This is a genomic window from Streptomyces odontomachi, from assembly GCF_024435355.1.
Taxonomy (GTDB): Bacteria; Actinomycetota; Actinomycetes; order Streptomycetales; family Streptomycetaceae; genus Streptomyces; species Streptomyces odontomachi.
In genome coordinates, this window is the sequence record NZ_JAMJWG010000017.1 from 138,012 (window position 1) to 155,410 (window position 17,399).

16 protein-coding genes are annotated in these 17,399 nt (G+C 71.2%); 13 read left to right on the forward strand and 3 right to left on the reverse strand.

Annotated features, from left to right (window positions below; all coding sequences use genetic code 11):
• Positions 1-95: 95 nt before the first annotated feature.
• The gene (locus NQO67_RS30230) at positions 96-1,448 is read right to left on the reverse strand and encodes a D-arabinono-1,4-lactone oxidase (protein WP_255953506.1); all 1,353 of its coding nucleotides are present in this window, start codon (positions 1,446-1,448) and stop codon (positions 96-98) included.
• A gap of 233 nt (positions 1,449-1,681) precedes the next feature.
• Between NQO67_RS30230 and NQO67_RS30235 the strand changes: the two genes are divergently transcribed.
• The gene (locus NQO67_RS30235; protein WP_255953507.1) at positions 1,682-2,809 is read left to right on the forward strand and encodes a ferrochelatase; all 1,128 of its coding nucleotides are present in this window, start codon (positions 1,682-1,684) and stop codon (positions 2,807-2,809) included.
• 194 nt (positions 2,810-3,003) lie between these two features.
• Entirely contained in the window at positions 3,004-3,780 is a 777-nt protein-coding gene (locus tag NQO67_RS30240; protein ID WP_255953587.1) for an inositol monophosphatase family protein, read from the forward strand.
• Between the two features lie 309 nt (positions 3,781-4,089).
• On the opposite strand, the gene NQO67_RS30245 is transcribed toward NQO67_RS30240, so the two are convergent.
• A complete protein-coding gene (locus NQO67_RS30245; protein WP_255953508.1) occupies positions 4,090-4,284 on the reverse strand; it encodes a hypothetical protein in 195 nt (64 codons plus the stop codon).
• Between the two features lie 453 nt (positions 4,285-4,737).
• On the opposite strand from NQO67_RS30245, the gene NQO67_RS30250 reads away from it, so the two are divergent.
• From NQO67_RS30250 to NQO67_RS30265, 4 genes are all read left to right on the forward strand, one after another.
• Positions 4,738-5,391, forward strand: a complete 654-nt coding sequence (locus NQO67_RS30250; protein WP_255953509.1) for a response regulator transcription factor — start codon at positions 4,738-4,740, stop codon at positions 5,389-5,391.
• A 6-nt stretch (positions 5,392-5,397) separates the two neighbouring features.
• The gene (locus tag NQO67_RS30255) at positions 5,398-6,642 is read left to right on the forward strand and encodes a sensor histidine kinase (protein WP_255953510.1); all 1,245 of its coding nucleotides are present in this window, start codon (positions 5,398-5,400) and stop codon (positions 6,640-6,642) included.
• 438 nt (positions 6,643-7,080) lie between these two features.
• Positions 7,081-7,377, forward strand: a complete 297-nt coding sequence (locus tag NQO67_RS30260) for a DUF4193 domain-containing protein (RefSeq protein ID WP_003951337.1) — start codon at positions 7,081-7,083, stop codon at positions 7,375-7,377.
• 243 nt (positions 7,378-7,620) lie between these two features.
• Positions 7,621-8,442 (forward strand): hypothetical protein, encoded by an 822-nt coding sequence (locus NQO67_RS30265; RefSeq protein ID WP_374119202.1) that lies wholly within the window; start codon positions 7,621-7,623, stop codon positions 8,440-8,442.
• Between the two features lie 187 nt (positions 8,443-8,629).
• On the opposite strand, the gene NQO67_RS30270 is transcribed toward NQO67_RS30265, so the two are convergent.
• Complete coding sequence (locus NQO67_RS30270; protein WP_255953512.1) at positions 8,630-9,118, reverse strand: DUF3093 domain-containing protein; 489 nt, start codon at positions 9,116-9,118, stop codon at positions 8,630-8,632.
• 228 nt (positions 9,119-9,346) lie between these two features.
• Between NQO67_RS30270 and dut the strand changes: the two genes are divergently transcribed.
• From dut to NQO67_RS30305, 7 genes are all read left to right on the forward strand, one after another.
• Positions 9,347-9,889, forward strand: a complete 543-nt coding sequence (gene dut / locus NQO67_RS30275; protein ID WP_255953513.1) for a dUTP diphosphatase — start codon at positions 9,347-9,349, stop codon at positions 9,887-9,889.
• A 1-nt stretch (position 9,890) separates the two neighbouring features.
• Positions 9,891-10,679 (forward strand): DUF3710 domain-containing protein, encoded by a 789-nt coding sequence (locus tag NQO67_RS30280; protein WP_255953514.1) that lies wholly within the window; start codon positions 9,891-9,893, stop codon positions 10,677-10,679.
• Positions 10,680-11,022: 343 nt separating this feature from the next.
• A complete protein-coding gene (locus NQO67_RS30285; RefSeq protein WP_374119197.1) occupies positions 11,023-12,261 on the forward strand; it encodes an alginate lyase family protein in 1,239 nt (412 codons plus the stop codon).
• Positions 12,262-12,507: 246 nt separating this feature from the next.
• Entirely contained in the window at positions 12,508-15,051 is a 2,544-nt protein-coding gene (locus NQO67_RS30290) for an ATP-binding protein (RefSeq protein ID WP_255953516.1), read from the forward strand.
• A gap of 133 nt (positions 15,052-15,184) precedes the next feature.
• Entirely contained in the window at positions 15,185-15,865 is a 681-nt protein-coding gene (locus NQO67_RS30295) for a response regulator (protein WP_255953588.1), read from the forward strand.
• Between the two features lie 50 nt (positions 15,866-15,915).
• On the forward strand, positions 15,916-16,323 hold the full coding sequence (locus tag NQO67_RS30300; RefSeq protein ID WP_255953517.1) for an OB-fold nucleic acid binding domain-containing protein: 408 nt from the start codon (positions 15,916-15,918) through the stop codon (positions 16,321-16,323).
• 3 nt (positions 16,324-16,326) lie between these two features.
• Positions 16,327-17,178, forward strand: a complete 852-nt coding sequence (locus NQO67_RS30305; RefSeq protein WP_374119198.1) for a DUF3159 domain-containing protein — start codon at positions 16,327-16,329, stop codon at positions 17,176-17,178.
• Positions 17,179-17,399: the final 221 nt, after the last annotated feature.

The window sequence follows — 17,399 nt, forward strand, 5'->3', positions numbered from 1 at the left end:
CCCTCCGGACGTCCGGGCCAGCGCCCCTCCGGCGGCTCGTCGTCGCCTGCCCGCCAGCGCCCGCCGGGTAGCCCGGGCGCCTGCCTCCCGCGCCGTCAGTCGCCCAGGACCCGCCGCAGATAGTCGTTCCCGAAGACCCGGTCGGGGTCGAGGCGGTCGCGCAGGGCGGTGAACTCGGCGAAGCGCGGATACACCTCGGAGAGGTACGCGGCGTCGCGCGTGTGCACCTTGCCCCAGTGCGGCCGTCCGCCATGCGCCGTGAAGATGCGCTCGGCCTCGGTGAAGTACGCACGGTAGGGCGTGCCCCGGTACATGTGGACGGCGATGTAGGCGCTGTCGCGGCCGAAGGCGGTGGACAGCGGGATGTCGTCAGCGGGCGCGGTGCGGACCTCCACGGGGAAGCTGATCCGCAGTCGGGAACGGTCGATCATGGCCTTCAGCTCACGCAGCGCGTCCACCAGAGCCTCGCGCGGCAGGGCGTACTCCATCTCGACGAAGCGCACCCGGCGCGGGCTTGTGAAGACCTTGTACGGAATATCGGTGTAGGTACGGGCGGACAGCGCACGACTGGACAGCCGGGCGATCGCGGGCACGACGGCGGGCACGGCGCGGCCGAGCACGTTGACCGCCTGGAAGACCCCGTTGGAGAGCAACTCGTCCTCGAACCAGCCGCTCACCCTGCCGACCGGGGCGGGCGGGCCCGCACTGCGGTTGTTCCGCTTCGTGTTGCAGTTGCCGGTGTGCGGGAACCAGTAGAACTCGAAGTGCTCGTTCTCCGCGCACAGCGCGTCGAACTCCGCGGTGACCCGGTCCAGGGTCATCGGCTCCTCGCGTGCCGTCAGCAGGAAGACCGGCTCCACCGCGAAGGTGAGCGAGCTGAGCACGCCCAGGGCGCCCAGACCGATCCGCGCGGCGGCGAACACCGCGCGCTCCTCCTCGGTGCCCTGCGCGGAGCAGCTGAGCACCGAGCCGTCCGCCGTGACCAGTTCCAGGCCGCGTAGCTGCATCGCTATCGAGCCGGAGTCGCGTCCCGTGCCGTGCGTGCCGGTGCTGACCGCGCCCGAGACGGTCTGCTCCATGATGTCGCCCATGTTCGTGAGCGACAGGCCCTCACGGGCCAGCGCCGTGTTCATCCGCTTCAGCGGAGTGCCGGCACCCACGGTGACGGTGCCGGCCATGGGAGTGCCGCCCGAGCCCTGAGGGCTGTTGGGGACGTCGATGCGATGGATTCCGGCCAGCAGTTGGGGTCGGATCAGCAGCCCGTCGGTCGCGGCGGCCGCGGTGAAGGAATGGCCGGCACCGACGGCCTTGACCTTGAGGCCGTCCTCGGCGGCGTCCCGCACGGCCGCAGAGAGCTCGTCGACGCCGGCCGGGGTGGCCTGGCGTGCGGGGCGGGCGGTGACGTTCCCCGCCCAGTTGCGCCAGATGGCGGTGTCCGCTTGGGCCATGTCCCGGGCTCCTCCCGCCTCGGCGGCCGATTTCCGGCCACGTCCCCGATCGGTGGAGTGGGATCATACTCACGGCCGTGACACCAGGTGCGCCGGGACGATCGCCGGTCGTGGCGGTGTCGGTGATCCGCCGGTGTCGGTGGCGGGACGAACGGCCGGTCAGGGCGGTGGGCCCGTCCCGGACCGGTGGTGGTGTTTTCCGGCCGTCGGCCCCGGGTGGCAGGATCAAGGACATGCCCGAAGCGCTGGATTCCGCCCCTTACGACGCCCTGCTGCTGCTCTCCTTCGGGGGACCCGAGGGCCCCGACGACGTGATCCCCTTCCTGGAGAACGTGACGCGGGGCCGCGGCATCCCCAAGGAGCGGCTGAAGGAGGTGGGGCAGCACTACTACCTCTTCGACGGGATCAGCCCGATCAACGACCAGAACCGCGCACTGCTCGGCGCGCTGCGCAAGGACTTCGCCGAACACGGCCTCGACCTGCCGGTGTACTGGGGCAACCGCAACTGGACGCCCTACCTCGCGGACACCCTGCGCGAGCTGGTCCGCGACGGCCGGCGCCGCGTCCTCACCCTCGCCACCAGCGCGTACGCGTCGTACTCGGGCTGCCGCCAGTACCGCGAGAACCTGGCCGACGCGCTTGCCGGCCTGCGGTCCGACGGCCTCGACCTGCCGCGCGTGGACAAGCTCCGGCACTACTTCAACCACCCCGGCTTCGTGGCGCCCATGACCGACGGCGTGCTCGCCGCGCTGGCCGAGCTGCCCGCCGAGGTACGCGACGGCGCCCATCTCGCGTTCACCACGCACTCCATCCCCACCGCGGCGGCCGACACCTCCGGGCCCGTCGAGCAGCACGGCCCTGGCGGCGCGTACGTGGCGCAGCACCGTGCGGTGGCGGAACTGATCGCCGCCGCCGTGCGCGAGCGGACCGGCGTCGACCACCCGTGGCAGCTCGTCTACCAGTCGCGTTCGGGCGCCCCGCACATCCCCTGGCTGGAGCCGGACATCTGCGACCACCTGGAGGAGCTGCACGCCGCCGGTGCCCCGGCCGTCGTCATGGCGCCCATCGGCTTCGTCTCCGACCACATGGAGGTGCGCTACGACCTGGACACCGAGGCCGCCGCCAAGGCCGCCGAGCTGGGCCTTCCGGTGCGCCGCTCGGCCACGGTCGGGGCCGACCCGCGGTTCGCCGCCGCCGTGCGCGACCTCGTCGTCGAGCGTGCCGCCGTGGTACGCGGTGGTGCGGTGGAGCGGTGCGCGCTGGGCACGCTCGGAGCCAGCCACGACGTGTGTCCCGTGGGCTGCTGCCCGGCCCGCACCCCCAAGCCAGCCGCCGCGGGCGCCGACAGCCCCTACGCCTGAGCCCGCCCGTTCACCCGGTGCGCCGGGCTCGTGAACCGATCCGGATCCGGTGGCCCGGAGCCGGATCTCCTGACAACGTACGGAGAACCGTGAGCGACCCCTTGCAGCCCCAGCCGTCCACTCCCGCTACTCCTGCCACCCCGTCCCGTTCGTCCCGCCCGGCCAAGCCCGCCGAGCCCGTCGACCTCGCCGCGCTGCTGGCCATAGCCCGGGAAGCCGCGCGCCGCGCGGGTGTGCTGCTGCGCGACGGGAGGCCCGCCGACCTGGGGGTGAAGGCCACCAAGTCCAGCCCCATCGACGTGGTCACCGAGATGGACATCGCCGCCGAGAAGCTGATCACCGGCTACCTCGCCGAGCACCGCCCGGAGGACGGCATCCTCGGCGAGGAGGGCGGCTCGCGTACCGGCACGAGCGGTGTGCGCTGGGTCATCGATCCGCTCGACGGCACCGTGAACTACCTGTACGGGCTGCCCACCTGGGCCGTGTCCATCGCGGCCGAGCGGGATGGCGAGACCCTCGTCGGGGTGGTGGAGGCGCCGATGCGCGGCGAGACCTTCCACGCGGTGCGCGGCGGTGGTGCCTACCTGGGCGAGCATCGCCTGGCCTGCCGTGGGGCCGCACCCATGGAGCAGTGCCTGGTCTCCACCGGCTTCAACTACGTCACCACGGTCCGCACGCACCAGGCCGAGGTGGCCCGGCAGCTGATCCCGCGGCTGAGGGACATCAGGCGGGGCGGTTCGGCCGCCGTCGACCTCTGCGACGTCGCCGCGGGCCGGCTCGACGGGTACTACGAGCGCGGCCTGAACCCGTGGGACCTCGCCGCGGGCGACCTCATCGCGCGCGAGGCTGGTGCCCTGACCGGTGGCCGCCCCGGAGAGCGACCGGCCTACGACCTGACGGTGGCGGCCACCCCCACCCTGTTCGAGCAGCTCCGGGGGCTCCTCGACGAACTCGGCGCCTGGCACGACTGAGGCGTGCCTGCCGCGCGGTGCGCCGTCCGGCCACCACCTGCCGCGTCGCGGAGCAGCTGCCGGAGTCTGCCCAGCACCGGCGCCCACCCGGCAAAGGCCCCGCGACCTGCTGAAGGTCGCGGGGCCCGTGGTCCGTCCATATCCGTGGGTGTGCGATATCCGTGGGTGTGCGATGTGTGGAGATCCGCGTATGCCGTCCGCGTGCCTGATCTGCCCTTGTCCGCGTCGGTGCCGGGCTGTGCTGGCTACGGATCCGCATCCGTGGCCCATCGGGCAGGCGTCGCGCGCCGCCGAGGCGGCTCGGGCGGGTCAGCGTCCGGAGACGCTGGCCTGGAGACCCCGGGCGTCGACTTCGACGCCGTGCTCGGCCGCGAGCCGGTGGAGATCTTCCAGCTCGCCCTGTTCGACTTCGGCCAGGAAGTCGTCACCGGTCTCCCGTGCCCGCGTCAGGTCGGACTCGGTCGCCCGTATGCGCTGCAGTAGGCCTGTGGTGAAAGCGTCCATGCTTGCGCCCCCTCGTCCTGGGTCGTGGTCGGCGGCACGGGGGTGTGCCCTGGATGAGAAAACGATCACGCCGCACGCCCGCCGGGGGACGTCCCCTGCTTGGTGGGGAACCGGGAGGAGGGGACGAAAAGCGAACGCGGCAATGCCACATGCCATGGGCGATCTCGGGTGTGTGGTCGTCCTCCCCTCACGCATCACCGCGGAAACCTCGGCGCACAAGAATTTTCGGCATTCCGGGTGGCGCCGGCCGTTCCGGGTGCCCTCCGGCCGCAGGGCGCCTTACAGCCGGTTTATGGCCGAAAGAGGCAGGATGGAGGCGTACCCCCTACAGGACCAGCCCGCTGGGTCCTGTCGTCGTACTCGCGTCGTCGCCCCGGCGGGCGGACGGGAGCATGACGACGCGGCCCGGGGCTCTCGGCTCGTGCCGGCCACGAGCGCAGAAGGAGGAGCGACGTGCGTGTACTCGTCGTCGAGGACGAGAAGCTGCTCGCCGACGCGGTGGCCACCGGGCTGCGGCGCGAGGCGATGGCCGTCGACGTCGTCTACGACGGCGCCGCGGCCCTGGAGCGGATCGGCGTCAATGACTACGACGTCGTGGTCCTCGACCGCGACCTGCCGCTCGTCCACGGCGACGACGTCTGCCGAAAGCTCGTCGAGTTGGGCATGCCGACCCGGGTGCTGATGCTCACCGCTTCGGGTGACGTCAGCGATCGGGTGGAGGGGCTGGAGATCGGCGCCGACGACTACCTGCCCAAGCCGTTCGCCTTCACCGAGCTGATCGCCCGGGTAAGGGCGCTGGGGCGGCGTACCAGCGTGCCGCTGCCGCCGGTCCTGGAGCGTGCCGGGATCAAGCTCGATCCGAACCGCCGGGAGGTCTTCCGGGACGGCCGTGAGGTCCAGCTCGCGCCCAAGGAGTTCGCCGTTCTGGAGGTGCTGCTGCGCAGCGAGGGAGCGGTGGTCTCCGCCGAGCAGCTCCTGGAGAAGGCCTGGGACGAGAACACGGACCCGTTCACCAATGTGGTCCGGGTGACGGTGATGACGCTGCGCCGCAAGCTCGGCGAGCCCGCCGTGATCGTCACCGTGCCCGGCTCCGGCTACCGGATCTGATCCCCCGTGGCACAGACCCCGACGCCGCCCTCGGCGCCGCCGAAGCCCACCTGGGACCCGCACCGCCTCGAGCCGCCCTTCCCATGGCTGCGCCCGACCATCCGGATACGTCTCACGCTGCTGTACGGCGGCATGTTCCTGATCGCCGGCATCCTGCTGCTGTCGATCATCTACCTGCTGGCCGCACAGGCCGTGCACGTCGGCAACGAGCTGCCGTTCAAGATCTACATCGGTGCCGGCCAGGTGAAGGTCACCAGCGACACCTGCTCCTCGCTCGCCTCCACCACCCAGAGCGAGATCAACGACGCGCTGAACGCCTGCGTGAACCAGCAGCGGCACGAGGCGCTGGACAACCTCCTCAGCCGCTCCCTGCTGGCGTTGCTGGGCCTCGCCCTGACCGCCTTCGCCTTCGGCTACGCGATGGCGGGCCGGGTGCTGGCCCCGCTCGGCCGGATCACCCGCACCGCTCGTCGGGTGGCCGGATCCGATCTGTCCCGGCGCATCGAGCTGGACGGGCCCGACGACGAGTTCAAGGAACTGGCCGACACCTTCGACGACATGCTGAACCGCCTGGAGCGCGCCTTCTCAGCCCAGCAACGCTTCGTCGCGAACGCCTCCCACGAGCTGCGCACCCCGCTGGCGATCAACCGCACCCTGCTGGAGGTGCAGCTCTCCGACCCCGGAGCGCCACCCGAGCTCCAGCAACTCGGCAAGACGCTGCTGGCCACCAACGAGCGCAGCGAGCAGCTCGTCGAGGGCCTGCTGCTGCTCGCCCGGAGCGACAACCAGATCATCGAGCGCCGCCCCGTCGACCTCGCCGAGGTCGCTTCCCGCGCCCTGGACCAGGTGCGCACGGAGGCGGAGCAGGCCCGCGTGGAGATCCGCGGGGTACGTGCGCCCGCCGTGGTGCAGGGCAACGGTGTCCTCCTGGAGCGGATCGCGCTCAATCTGGTGCAGAACGCGGTGCGCTACAACGTCCCCGAAGGAGGGTGGGTCGAGGTGACCACCGAGGCCCAGCCGGGCCAGGCGGTGCTGGTGGTGGCGAACACCGGTCCCGTGGTGCCCGGCTACGAGATCGACAATCTCTTCGAGCCCTTCCGGCGACTGCGCACCGAGCGCACGGGCAGCGACAAGGGCGTCGGACTCGGACTGTCGATCGCCCGCTCGGTGGCTCGTGCGCACGGCGGCCACATCGCCGCGCAGCCGCGTGAAGGCGGTGGCCTTGTGATGCGTGTCACACTTCCAAGGTGAGTGCGATGTGAGGCGTGTCACCCTTCCGAGAGCCCGCCGTGCCCTGTTCGTCACCTGTAGTCGCGCATGTGTTCGCTTTCCGCGGAATATGCGTGCGGTGTTCACGAGACCGTCGTGTGTGATCGATCACACGCCGATGTCCTGGGGTGCCTACGCTCTGTGGTCGCGCCCCCGGGGTCGTGCCCGGGAAAATCCTGGTTTCCAGGGGTATTGATCACGGGAAGTACACGGTGTGGCGCTCGTGAGCGATGGCACCGGGACCGTGTACGGTGCCCTTCGCCATCCCAGCCGGGCATCCGTCAGGAGGTCGGTTGGGTGTCGATTGAGTAACAGACCTTGATGTGAGGCAAAATCTCCGCCTCGGGTCGGGCACAAGTCCGGCCTCTCACGCGTTACGTGCGCTGGAGACACCACAGACACCCAGAGGGGGAGACAGATATGGCAACGGATTACGACACCCCACGCAAGACAGATGATGACCTCAATGAGGACAGCATCGAAGAGCTGAAGGCCCGGCGGAACGACAAGTCCACCTCCACCGTCGACGTCGACGAGTTCGAGGCCGCCGAAGGCCTGGAGCTGCCCGGCGCCGACCTTTCGAACGAGGAGCTGGCCGTTCGGGTACTTCCGAAGCAGCAGGACGAGTTCACCTGCATGAGCTGCTTCCTGGTGCACCACCGCAGTCAGCTGGCCCGCGAGAAGAACGGCCAGCCGATCTGCCGCGACTGCGACTGAGGCCGGGTCGGCCGTGACCGGCTCGACCTCGCACCGCAGGCACCGCCTGTGGGGGCGTGGTCCCCGCGGGCAGGAAGCGGCCCCGGGTGTGTCCAGGGGTGCGCGTGACGACGAGCGAGGCCGCCCGGCCTCGCTCGAAGCAAGGACGACGGACGCGGAGGAAGCAGCGGCGGATCCGAAGGACGCCGGCGCCCGTGTTCCCTCGGAGCGGGGCGCGCGGCGGCACACGGATCCGCCGGAAGCCTGGGACGCGTCCCGTACCAAGGCCGATCAGCAGCGCCCGTGGCCGCCACGAGGACCGCGAGAAGGACGGAGGACACCGTGTCGGAGCAGTTCGCCGTCGCACGCTCGGCCAAGCGCCGTCTGAGCGCCGTCAAGGCCGGCGTACGCAGAAGTGCCCTGCTCGCCAGGGCCGCCCTCGGCTACCTCACCGATCGGGTCATCGAGATCGCCCCCCGCGTCCCGGTGCGCGACCTCGCGACCCTCCGCAGGCAGTTTCCCGACCTGACGCCGGAGGAGCTCGCCGACAAGCTCGTCGCGGGCGCGGTCAAGGGCACCTCCACCGTGGGCGCCAGCGTCGGCGCCGCCGCGATGCTGCCGACCCCGCCCGCCATGCCCACCGAGCTCGCCGCCGAGGTGACGGGCGTGGCGGCGATAGAGCTGAAGCTCATCGCCGAACTCCACGAGGTCTACGGCCTGCGGCCACCCGGTGGCCTCAAGGAGCGCAGCACCGCCTACCTGACCTCCTGGGCCGAGGAACGCGGCATCGACGTCGTCAAGCCGTGGACGCTCAACACCGCCCTCAGCGGCCCCTTGAAGCGTGAACTGCGCCAGCAGATCACCAAGCGCCTGATGCGCAATCTCCCGAGCCTGACGCCGTTCATGGTGGGTGCCGTCGTCGGAGCCATGATGAACCGCCGCGACACCAGAAGGCTCGCCGAGCGGGTCCGTGCCGACCTGCGCCGCCACCAGGTGGCCTGGGACGACCTCCCCCAACTGCCGCCGCTGGAGCGGCCCGTGAACGTCCTGCCGCCCGGCACCCTCCCGGAGCACCCGGAAGCCTGAGGCGCACGCTGCGAGCGGGGCCTGCCCGATGGGGCAGGACGGATCCCATCAGGACGCATTCCATCAGGACGCATCCCACCTAGGGCCTCAGGTACGCACAGAACCTCAGGCGCGCCCAGAAGCCGGCTGCGCCGTGGGACCTGAAGGCCCTCAGAGCCCCTCAGGGGCCCGCAGGCTTCAGCTGGCCTCAGGTAGTCGCAGGGCCTTGGGACGAAGCCACCCGTACCGTCTCCAGGACCGCCGCGAGGCGCTGCGGGTCACGGGTGGACACATACACGTAGGGGGTCGGGTCCGCGGGATCCGTGATCTCGATGCGCAGGGCCGTCGGCACGTAGCTGCGCAGCAGCATGAAGGCGCGCGGGTCGGCCTTGTGGGAACGCCAGGCGCGGGCCTCCTCGGCGTCCAGCACCTGCGGGGTGCCGAGCGCCGCCACCGGGATCCGGGCGTCACCGGCCACCAGCGAACCGGCCACCACACGGACCCGCACCGAGCCGTAGGAGCTGGTCACCACGGCCGCCGCCGCGGTGCCGCCGACCAGGCCGCCGAGCAGCGGCAGCGGCCCGAGGGGCAGCATGATCAGGGCCATCGCGACCCCGACCAGGACCGACACGAGCCACCAGGAACGGGGCGCGGTCAGACGTTCTTCGTAGGTGGCGAGGGCGGCGGAAGGGTCCATGCGCCAAGCTTGGCACGGTGCGGGCGCCGCGCGGTGTGCGGGGCGCAGCGGGCCCGGGGGCGCCGCGCGGCGCGGTTGTGCGGATTGCGGGCACAGGCTGCCAGGTTGGCGGGGCACTGACAGGTTGGGCGGGTAAGGTCTGCGCCTGTGAGTGGTACTGGACCAGACCCCGCGCGCCCGCGCGCCCGAAGCGAGTCCGTGAGCCGTCCCCGGCGCCCGGGTGCCGCCGTGTGTGACGAATCCGTCGCGCGCCAGGAGGTTCCGGTACAGATCCGGCGCGTCGATCCGGACGTGCCCCTGCCGACCTACGCGCATCCCGGGGACGCGGGAGCGGATCTGCGCACCACCGAACCGTGCGAGCTCGCTCCGGGCGAACGGGCCGTGTTGCCCACGGGGGTTTCCCTCGCACTGCCACAGGGGTACGCGGCGTTCGTGCACCCGCGTTCCGGGCTCGCAGCGCGCTGCGGCGTCGCTCTCGTGAATGCCCCGGGGACGGTGGATGCCGGGTACCGTGGAGAGATCAAGGTGATCGTGGTGAATCTCGACCCACGCGAGGCCGTGCGGTTCGAGCGTTTCGACCGGATTGCCCAGCTGGTCGTCCAGCAAGTCGAGAGGGTGCGCTTCCAGGAGGTCGCGGAGCTTCCCGACTCTGCTCGGGCCGATGGGGGCTTCGGTTCCACCGGCGGCCATGCTGCCATGAGCGGCGACGACGGTGGTCAAGTGGGTGGGAATCGATACGCTTCGGTCGTATCTGACCGGGAAGGACAGTGACGTGTTCGGACGTCGCAAGAAGAATGACCCCGCTGACGCCACCGTGGACACGGTGGACGAGGCGAGCGAGGCCGAGCAGGTCGACGACGCCGAGGGCGCGGAAGCCGAGGACGGCGAGGGCGCCGAGCGGGAGCGTGTGCGGCTCGAGCCTGCCCCGCGCCCCGATGGCCCGTGGGACGTGAGCGAGGTCAGCAAGCCCGGCGAGGGCCGGGTGGATCTCGGCGGCCTCTTCGTGCCGGGCGTCGACGGCATGGAGCTGCGCGTGGAGGTCGCCGGTGACTCGATCGTCGCCGCGACGGTCGTCCTGAAGGACAGCGCGGTCCAGCTCCAGGGCTTCGCCGCCCCCAAGCGCGAGGGCCTGTGGACCGAGGTCCGCGAGGAGATCGCCACCGGCATCACCCAGCAGGGCGGCGTCATCGACGAGGTCGAGGGGCCGCTCGGCTGGGAGCTGCGCGCCCAGGTGCCGGTGCAGCTGCCGGACGGCAAGGGCGGCTTCCAGGTCGTGCGGTTCATCGGCGTGGACGGTCCGCGCTGGTTCCTGCGCGGGGTGATCTCCGGGCAGGGTGCCGTGCAGCCGCAGGCCGCCGGTCTGCTGGAGCAGATCTTCCGCGACACCGTGGTGGTGCGCGGTGACCACCCGATGGCCCCGCGTGACCCGATCGTCCTCAAGCTGCCGAACGACGCCCAGATGGTGCCGGACGGCGTGCAGCAGGAGGAGCAGAGCTCGTCCCGGTTCTCCGGGGGAATGGGCCAGCTCGCCCGCGGACCGGAGATCACCGAGGTGCGCTGAGCCTTACGGTGCCGGCACTGGTGCCGGTGTGGTCTCAGGGCGGTCACGCCTGACGGCGTGTGATGACGTGTTGAGGCCCGTCGGTTCCGTGCGTTGATGCCACCTGGTACCGCTCGTTCGTTTCGTTCGTTGCGCTGCGCCGTACCGGCGTGCAGATGTGGGCCGTACTCCTTGCCCAAGGAGTGCGGCCCATTTGCATGTCCGGGCCCGGGTGGGCGGCTGGGGGCTCGCCACGGGGTTTCTTCACCCCTTGACGGAAGTCTGGTCCGTACCTATGGTCTGCGCATCGCGAGTGTTCAGAAACCCACCTGTCGTTCACATATGAGAACGGATGGCACCCCACATGCCCGACACTCCTGAGTCCCCCGCCGCCCTCGCCCCCCGGCACCGCAGACCGCGCCGAGCCACCCTCGGCGCCGTCGTCGGTGTCGTGACCGCGTTGGTGGCCGCCCTGCTCGCCTGGCCCGCCGCGCACCGTGCCGACGCCGCCCCCACCGCGTTCGTCCACCCCGGCGTGGTCGTCTCCCAGGCTCAGCTGGACTTCATGCGCCAGAAGGTCAACGCCGGCGAGCAACCGTGGAAGGGCGCCTACGACCAGATGATGGCGAGCAGCTACGCCTCGCTGTCCCGCACGGCCAAGCCACGCGCCACCGTCGAGTGTGGCTCCTACTCCAACCCCAACTACGGCTGCACCGACGAGCGTCAGGACGCCATCGCCGCGTACAGCGACGCCCTCGCCTGGTACATCACCCGGGACGCGCGCTATGCGCAGAAGTCCATCGAGCTGATGGACGCATGGTCCGGCACCATCAAGGAGCACACCAACAGCAACGCCCCGCTCCAGACCGGCTGGGCCGGCTCCTCCTGGCCCAAGGCCGCCGAGATCATCAAGTACACGTACGACGGCGGCTGGCCCAACGAGAGCCGTTTCGCGACCATGCTGCGCAACGTCTACCTGCCCGAGATCATCGGCGGCTCCAACTCCAACGGCAACTGGGAGCTGACGATGATGGAGGCCGCCACCGGCATCTCCGTCTTCCTCGACGACAAGACGTCCTACGACAAGGCCATGAGCAAGTTCATGGGCCGTGTACCGGCGTACGTCTACCTGGACTCCGACGGCGCTCTGCCGAAGACCGCGCCGGGCAGCGGTCTCGACACCCGTGACGAGATCATCAACTACTGGCAGGGCCTGAGCACCTTCGAGAACGGCGTCACCCAGGAGACCTGCCGCGACTTCACGCACACCGGGTACGGCATCTCGTCCATCTCGCACGTCGCCGAGACCAGCCGCATCCAGGGCAACGACCTCTACACCGGCGACATCGGCACCCGGCTGCGGTACGCGCTCGGTTTCCAGTCCAAGTACGAGCTGGGCGCCACGCCTCCGAGCTGGCTGTGCGGCGGCAGCGTCACCCGCGGCCTCGGACCGGTCACCGAGATCGGGTACAACGCCCTGCACAACCGGCTCGGCAACGGCATGGACAACACCGGCATCCTCACCCAGCAGAACCGGCCCGCGGGCACGAACTCCCTGTTCGTGGCCTGGGAGACGCTGACGCACGGGGACAACCCCAACTGAGGGGGGCGCCGAAGGCGCCAACCCAGGGGCGCGGGGAGCTGCGCGACCAGCCCCCACCGGCCCGGTGGTCCGGACACGACAGGAACAGCCCCTCTCGGTCGGTGACGACCTGACGGTCTCGTCGTGGCTTGTCGCGCAGTTCCCCGCGCCCCCTTTTCTCGCCTCGGCGCCATCCCGGGTGCGCTCCAGGGGGCGCATGGGCGACCGGGCGCAGGCCCGGGGGCGCCGGGGCCGACAATGGGGGGCATGAGACGCGGGAAGCTACGCATCTACCTCGGTGCGGCGCCGGGCGTGGGCAAGACCTACGCCATGCTGTCCGAGGCGCACCGCCGCACCGAGCGCGGCACGGACTGCGTCGTCGCGTTCGTCGAGCACTACGACAGGCCCCGGACGAAGGCGCTGCTGACCGGCCTGGAACACCTGCCCCGCACCTGCTTCACCGACCAGGGCACCGTACGCACCGAGATGGACCTGGACGCGGTGCTCGCCCGCCGCCCCGCGCTCGCCCTGGTCGACGAGCTCGCCCGCACCAACGTCCCCGGTTCCCGCAACGCCAAGCGCTGGCAGGACGTGGAGGAGCTGCTGGCCGCCGGCGTGGACGTGATCTCGACGGTCAACATCCAGCACCTGGAGTCCCTCGGCGACGTCGTCGAGTCGATCACCGGCGTGCGGGAGCAGGAGACCGTCCCCGACGAGGTGGTGCGCCGCGCCGACCAGATCGAACTGGTCGACATGGACCCCCAGGCGCTGCGCCGCCGCCTGGCGCACGGCAACATCTACCGCTCCGACAAGGTCGACGCGGCGCTCTCGCACTACTTCCGCCCCGGGAACCTGACCGCGCTGCGCGAGCTGGCCCTGCTCTGGCTCGCCGACCGCGTCGACGAGTACCTCCAGCGCTACCGCGGCGAACACGGCATCCACACCCCGTGGCAGGCCCGCGAACGCATCGCCGTCGGGCTCACCGGCGGACCCGAGGGCCGTACCCTGATCCGCCGCGCGGCCCGGTTGGCGGCGAAGGGCTCCGGCAGCGAGATCCTCGCCGTCTACGTCGCCCGCAGCGACACCCTGACCGCGGCCACCCCCAAGGAACTCGCCGTCCAGCGCACCCTCGTCGAGGACCTGGGCGGCACCTTCCACCACGTCATCGGCGACGACATCCCGGCCGCGCTGCTGGACTTCGCGCGCGGCGTCGGCGCCACCCAGATCGTCCTCGGCTCCTCCCGGCGCAAGGCCTGGCAGTACGTGTTCGGGCCCGGCGTGGGTGCCACCGTCGCCCGTGAGTCGGGCCCCGACCTGGACGTGCACATCGTCACGCACGAGGAGGTCGCCAAGGGCCGTGGACTGCCCGTCGCGCGCGGTGCACGGCTCGGCCGCTCCCGGATCGTGGCCGGCTGGCTGACCGGTGTCGCAGGACCCGCGCTCCTGGCACCGCTGCTGGCCCGCGCCGAGTCCGACCTCGGCCTCGCCAACGACATGCTGCTCTTCCTCGCCCTCACGGTCGCCGCCGCCCTGCTCGGTGGGCTGGCGCCCGCACTGGCCTCGGCCGCCGTCGGCTCCGTGCTGCTGAACTGGTTCTTCACCTTCCCGGTGCACCGTGTGGCGATCGCCGACCCGCGGAACATCGTCGCCATCCTGATCTTCGTCGCGGTCGCGGTCGCCGTGGCCTCCGTCGTGGACCTGGCCGCCCGGCGCACCCAGCAGGCGGCCCGGCTGCGTGCCGAGTCGGAGATCCTGTCCTTCCTCGCCGGGCATGTGCTGCGCGGCGAGGAACCGCTGAACGCGCTCCTGGAACGGGTCCGGGAGACCTTCGCGATGGACTCCGTCGCCCTGCTGGAACGCATCGACGACCGCACCCCGTGGACCTGCGCCGGCAGCGTGGGACCCGCCTCCCCCGGCCGGCCCGAGGACGCCGACGTCGACATGCCCGTCCGTGACCACCTGGCCCTCGCGCTGTCCGGGCGGGTGCTGCCCGCCGAGGACCGCCGGGTGCTCGCCGCGTTCGCCGCGCAGGCCGCCGTGGTGCTGGACCGCCAGCGCCTGAAGACCGAGGCGGAACAGGCCCGCGCGCTCGCCGAGGGCAACCGCATCCGCACCGCCCTGCTCGCCGCCGTCAGCCACGACCTGCGCACCCCGCTCGCCACCATCAAGGCGGCCGTCACCTCCCTCAGGTCCCCCGACGTGACCTGGTCGGAGCAGGACCGCGCTGAGCTGCTCGCCGGCATCGAGACGGGCGCCGACCGCCTCGGCAACCTGGTCGGCAATCTCCTCGACATGTCCCGTCTGCACACCGGTACGGTCACTCCGCTGATCCGCGAGGTCGATCTCGACGAGGTGGTCCCCATGGCCCTGGTGGGCGTGGCCGAGGACAGCGTGGAGCTGGACGTCCCGGAGACCCTGCCGATGGTTCCCGTCGACCCCGGGCTGCTGGAGCGCGCGGTCGCCAACGTCGTGGAGAACGCCGTCAAGTACAGCCCGCCCGGCCAGCGCGTGCTGGTCGCGGCCAGCGGGCTCGGCGACCGGGTGGAGCTACGGGTGGTCGACCGCGGTCCCGGCGTCCCCGACGAGGCCAAGGAGCGCATCTTCGCGCCGTTCCAGCGGCACGGCGACGCGCCACGCGGCGCGGGCGTGGGGCTGGGACTCGCCGTCGCCCGCGGCTTCGTGGAGGCGATCGGCGGCACCCTCGACGCCGAGGACACGCCCGGCGGCGGCCTCACGATGGTGCTGCGCCTGAAGGTGGGGCCCGGCCACGCCCCGGTACGCGCCGACCTGCCCGCGAGCGTCACGTCCTGACGGGCGCGTCATCATCGGAGGCATTCGGCACAGGCATTCGACACAGGCACTCAGCGGCACGCATCAGCACCACAGCAGCATTCACCGAGCGACACACCACCACACACGACGACATGGAAACTGGCAGGTGACGATGGTCCGGGTACTCGTGGTCGACGACGAACCCCAGATCGTCCGCGCCCTGGAGATCAATCTCAAGGCGCGCGCGTACGACGTCGACTCGGCCGGCGACGGCGTCACGGCGCTCAGGCTCGCCACCGAGAAGCACCCCGATGTCGTCGTGCTGGACCTGGGGCTGCCCGACATGGACGGCGTGGAGGTGATCCGGCAGCTGCGCGGCTGGAGCCGGGTGCCCGTTCTGGTGCTGTCCGCCCGGCACAGCTCCGACGAGAAGGTCGAGGCCCTCGACGCGGGCGCCGACGACTACGTCACCAAGCCCTTCGGCATGGACGAACTGCTCGCCCGGCTGCGCGCCGCCGTGCGCCGCGCCGAACCGCCCGGGAACGAGGGCGAGAGCCTGGTGGAGACGGCCGGCTTCACCGTCGACCTGGCCGCCAAGAAGGTCCACCGCGACGGCCGTGACGTACGCCTCACCCCCACCGAGTGGCATCTGCTGGAGGTCCTGGTCAAGAACGCGGGCCGGCTCGTCGGCCAGAAACAGCTCCTCCAGGAGGTCTGGGGCCCCAGCTACGGCACCGAAACCAACTACCTCCGGGTCTACATGGCCCAGCTCCGCCGCAAACTCGAGGAGAACCCCTCCCACCCGCGCCACTTCATCACCGAGCCGGGGATGGGGTACCGCTTCGAGCCGTAGCGGCCCCGGGGTGCAGCGGGGCGCGTACGGCACCCCGGTACGCTTTCGGTATGAGTGCTGCCCCCCGTCCGGAGAAGCGGCCGGGCCGACTACGCCGCATGCTCGACCGGCTCGCCGACATCTCCGCGTCCCAGGAGGACCTGGAGTCGGAGGAGCTGCGCGAGGAGACCGAGACGACCGGCTGCACCCGGATCAGCGACTCCCGTGACCGGCAGATCGTCACCGTAACTGGTACCTTGCGCACGGTCACCCTGCGTCCACGTGCCGGGGTCCCGGCTCTGGAGGCCGAGCTCTTCGACGGTTCCGGCGCCCTGGACGTAGTGTGGCTCGGCCGCCGCTCCATCGTGGGAATCGAGCCGGGGCGCAGGCTGATCGCATCGGGCCGGGTGTCCATGAGCAGGGGCCGCCGCGTGCTGTTCAACCCGAAGTACGAACTCAGACCGCTCGGACGGGAGTAGCTGGTGACGCCCCTCGACAAGCCGACCGACCACTCGGCCGAAGGCGCCGATCCCACGCCTGCGCAGGAGGCCGGGTCCGCCGACGCCAGGGCCGTGACGGAGGCCGCGCTCTTCGAGGCGTTCGGCGGGGTGCGGGGCATGGTCGAGACGGTCATGCCCGGCCTGCTCTTCGTCGCGGTCTTCACCATCGACAAGAACCTCAAGTTCTCGGCCATCGCGGCGCTCGCCGTGTCCGTGCTGCTCGTCGTGGCCCGGCTGCTGAGGCGCACCACCGTCAAGCACGCCTTCAGCGGCGTCTTCGGAGTCGGGTTCGGCGTCGTCTTCGCGATGATGACCGGCAACGCGAAGAACTTCTACCTCCCGGGCATGCTCTACACGCTCGGCCTGGGCGTCGCCTACATCGTCACCACCCTGGCCGGGGTGCCACTGATCGGCCTGATGCTCGGCCCGGTCTTCAAGGAGAACCTCTCCTGGCGGACCCGGAACCCGGGCCGCAAGGTGGCCTACGCCAAGGCCAGCTGGGCCTGGGGCCTGATCCTGATCGCCAAGTGCGCCATCCTCTTCCCGCTCTACTGGTGGGCGGACACCACGCAGCTCGGCTGGGTGCTGGTGACCCTGAAGATCCCGCCGTTCCTGCTCGCGGTCTGGCTGACCTGGGTGTTCCTGGTCAAGGCTCCACCGCCGATCGACGTCTTCGCGGAGATGGAGGCGGAGGAGGCCCGCGAACGGGAGCGGGCCTCCGGTTCTGGGGAGGGGGCCCTCGCCCAGGCCCCGCGGGGCGCGGAGGCCGAGGGGTCCGCGGAGGCCGCGGAGCAGGTCGACGAGGCCGCCGGGGGGCGGCACCGGAAGCGGTGATCCGGCGGTTCCCGTGTTTCTGGCGCCGCAGGCGCCTCCAAAGGGGCGCGGGGAACTGCGCGACCAGCCATCCACCGGCGGGTGGTCCGGCTGCGACAGGAACAGCCCCTTCTGGCCGGTGACGACCTGACGGTCTCGTCGTGGCTTGTCGCGCAGTTCCCCGCGCCCCTTTCAGGCGCCTGCGGCGCCATCCAGGGGCGACGGGGACGTGGAGGGGGGAC

Bases quoted from the DNA above. Each gene is read 5' to 3' on its own strand.
- NQO67_RS30270 (WP_255953512.1), bottom strand. From the start codon at position 9,118: ATGGACCCTTCCGCCGCCCTCGCCACCTACGAAGAACGTCTGACCGCG.
- NQO67_RS30230 (WP_255953506.1), bottom strand. From the start codon at position 1,448: ATGGCCCAAGCGGACACCGCCATCTGGCGCAACTGGGCGGGGAACGTC.
- NQO67_RS30300 (WP_255953517.1), top strand. From the start codon at position 15,916: ATGAGTGCTGCCCCCCGTCCGGAGAAGCGGCCGGGCCGACTACGCCGC.
- NQO67_RS30295 (WP_255953588.1), top strand. From the start codon at position 15,185: ATGGTCCGGGTACTCGTGGTCGACGACGAACCCCAGATCGTCCGCGCC.
- NQO67_RS30260 (WP_003951337.1), top strand. From the start codon at position 7,081: ATGGCAACGGATTACGACACCCCACGCAAGACAGATGATGACCTCAAT.
- NQO67_RS30245 (WP_255953508.1), bottom strand. From the start codon at position 4,284: ATGGACGCTTTCACCACAGGCCTACTGCAGCGCATACGGGCGACCGAG.
- NQO67_RS30285 (WP_374119197.1), top strand. From the start codon at position 11,023: ATGCCCGACACTCCTGAGTCCCCCGCCGCCCTCGCCCCCCGGCACCGC.
- NQO67_RS30235 (WP_255953507.1), top strand. From the start codon at position 1,682: ATGCCCGAAGCGCTGGATTCCGCCCCTTACGACGCCCTGCTGCTGCTC.
- NQO67_RS30290 (WP_255953516.1), top strand. From the start codon at position 12,508: ATGAGACGCGGGAAGCTACGCATCTACCTCGGTGCGGCGCCGGGCGTG.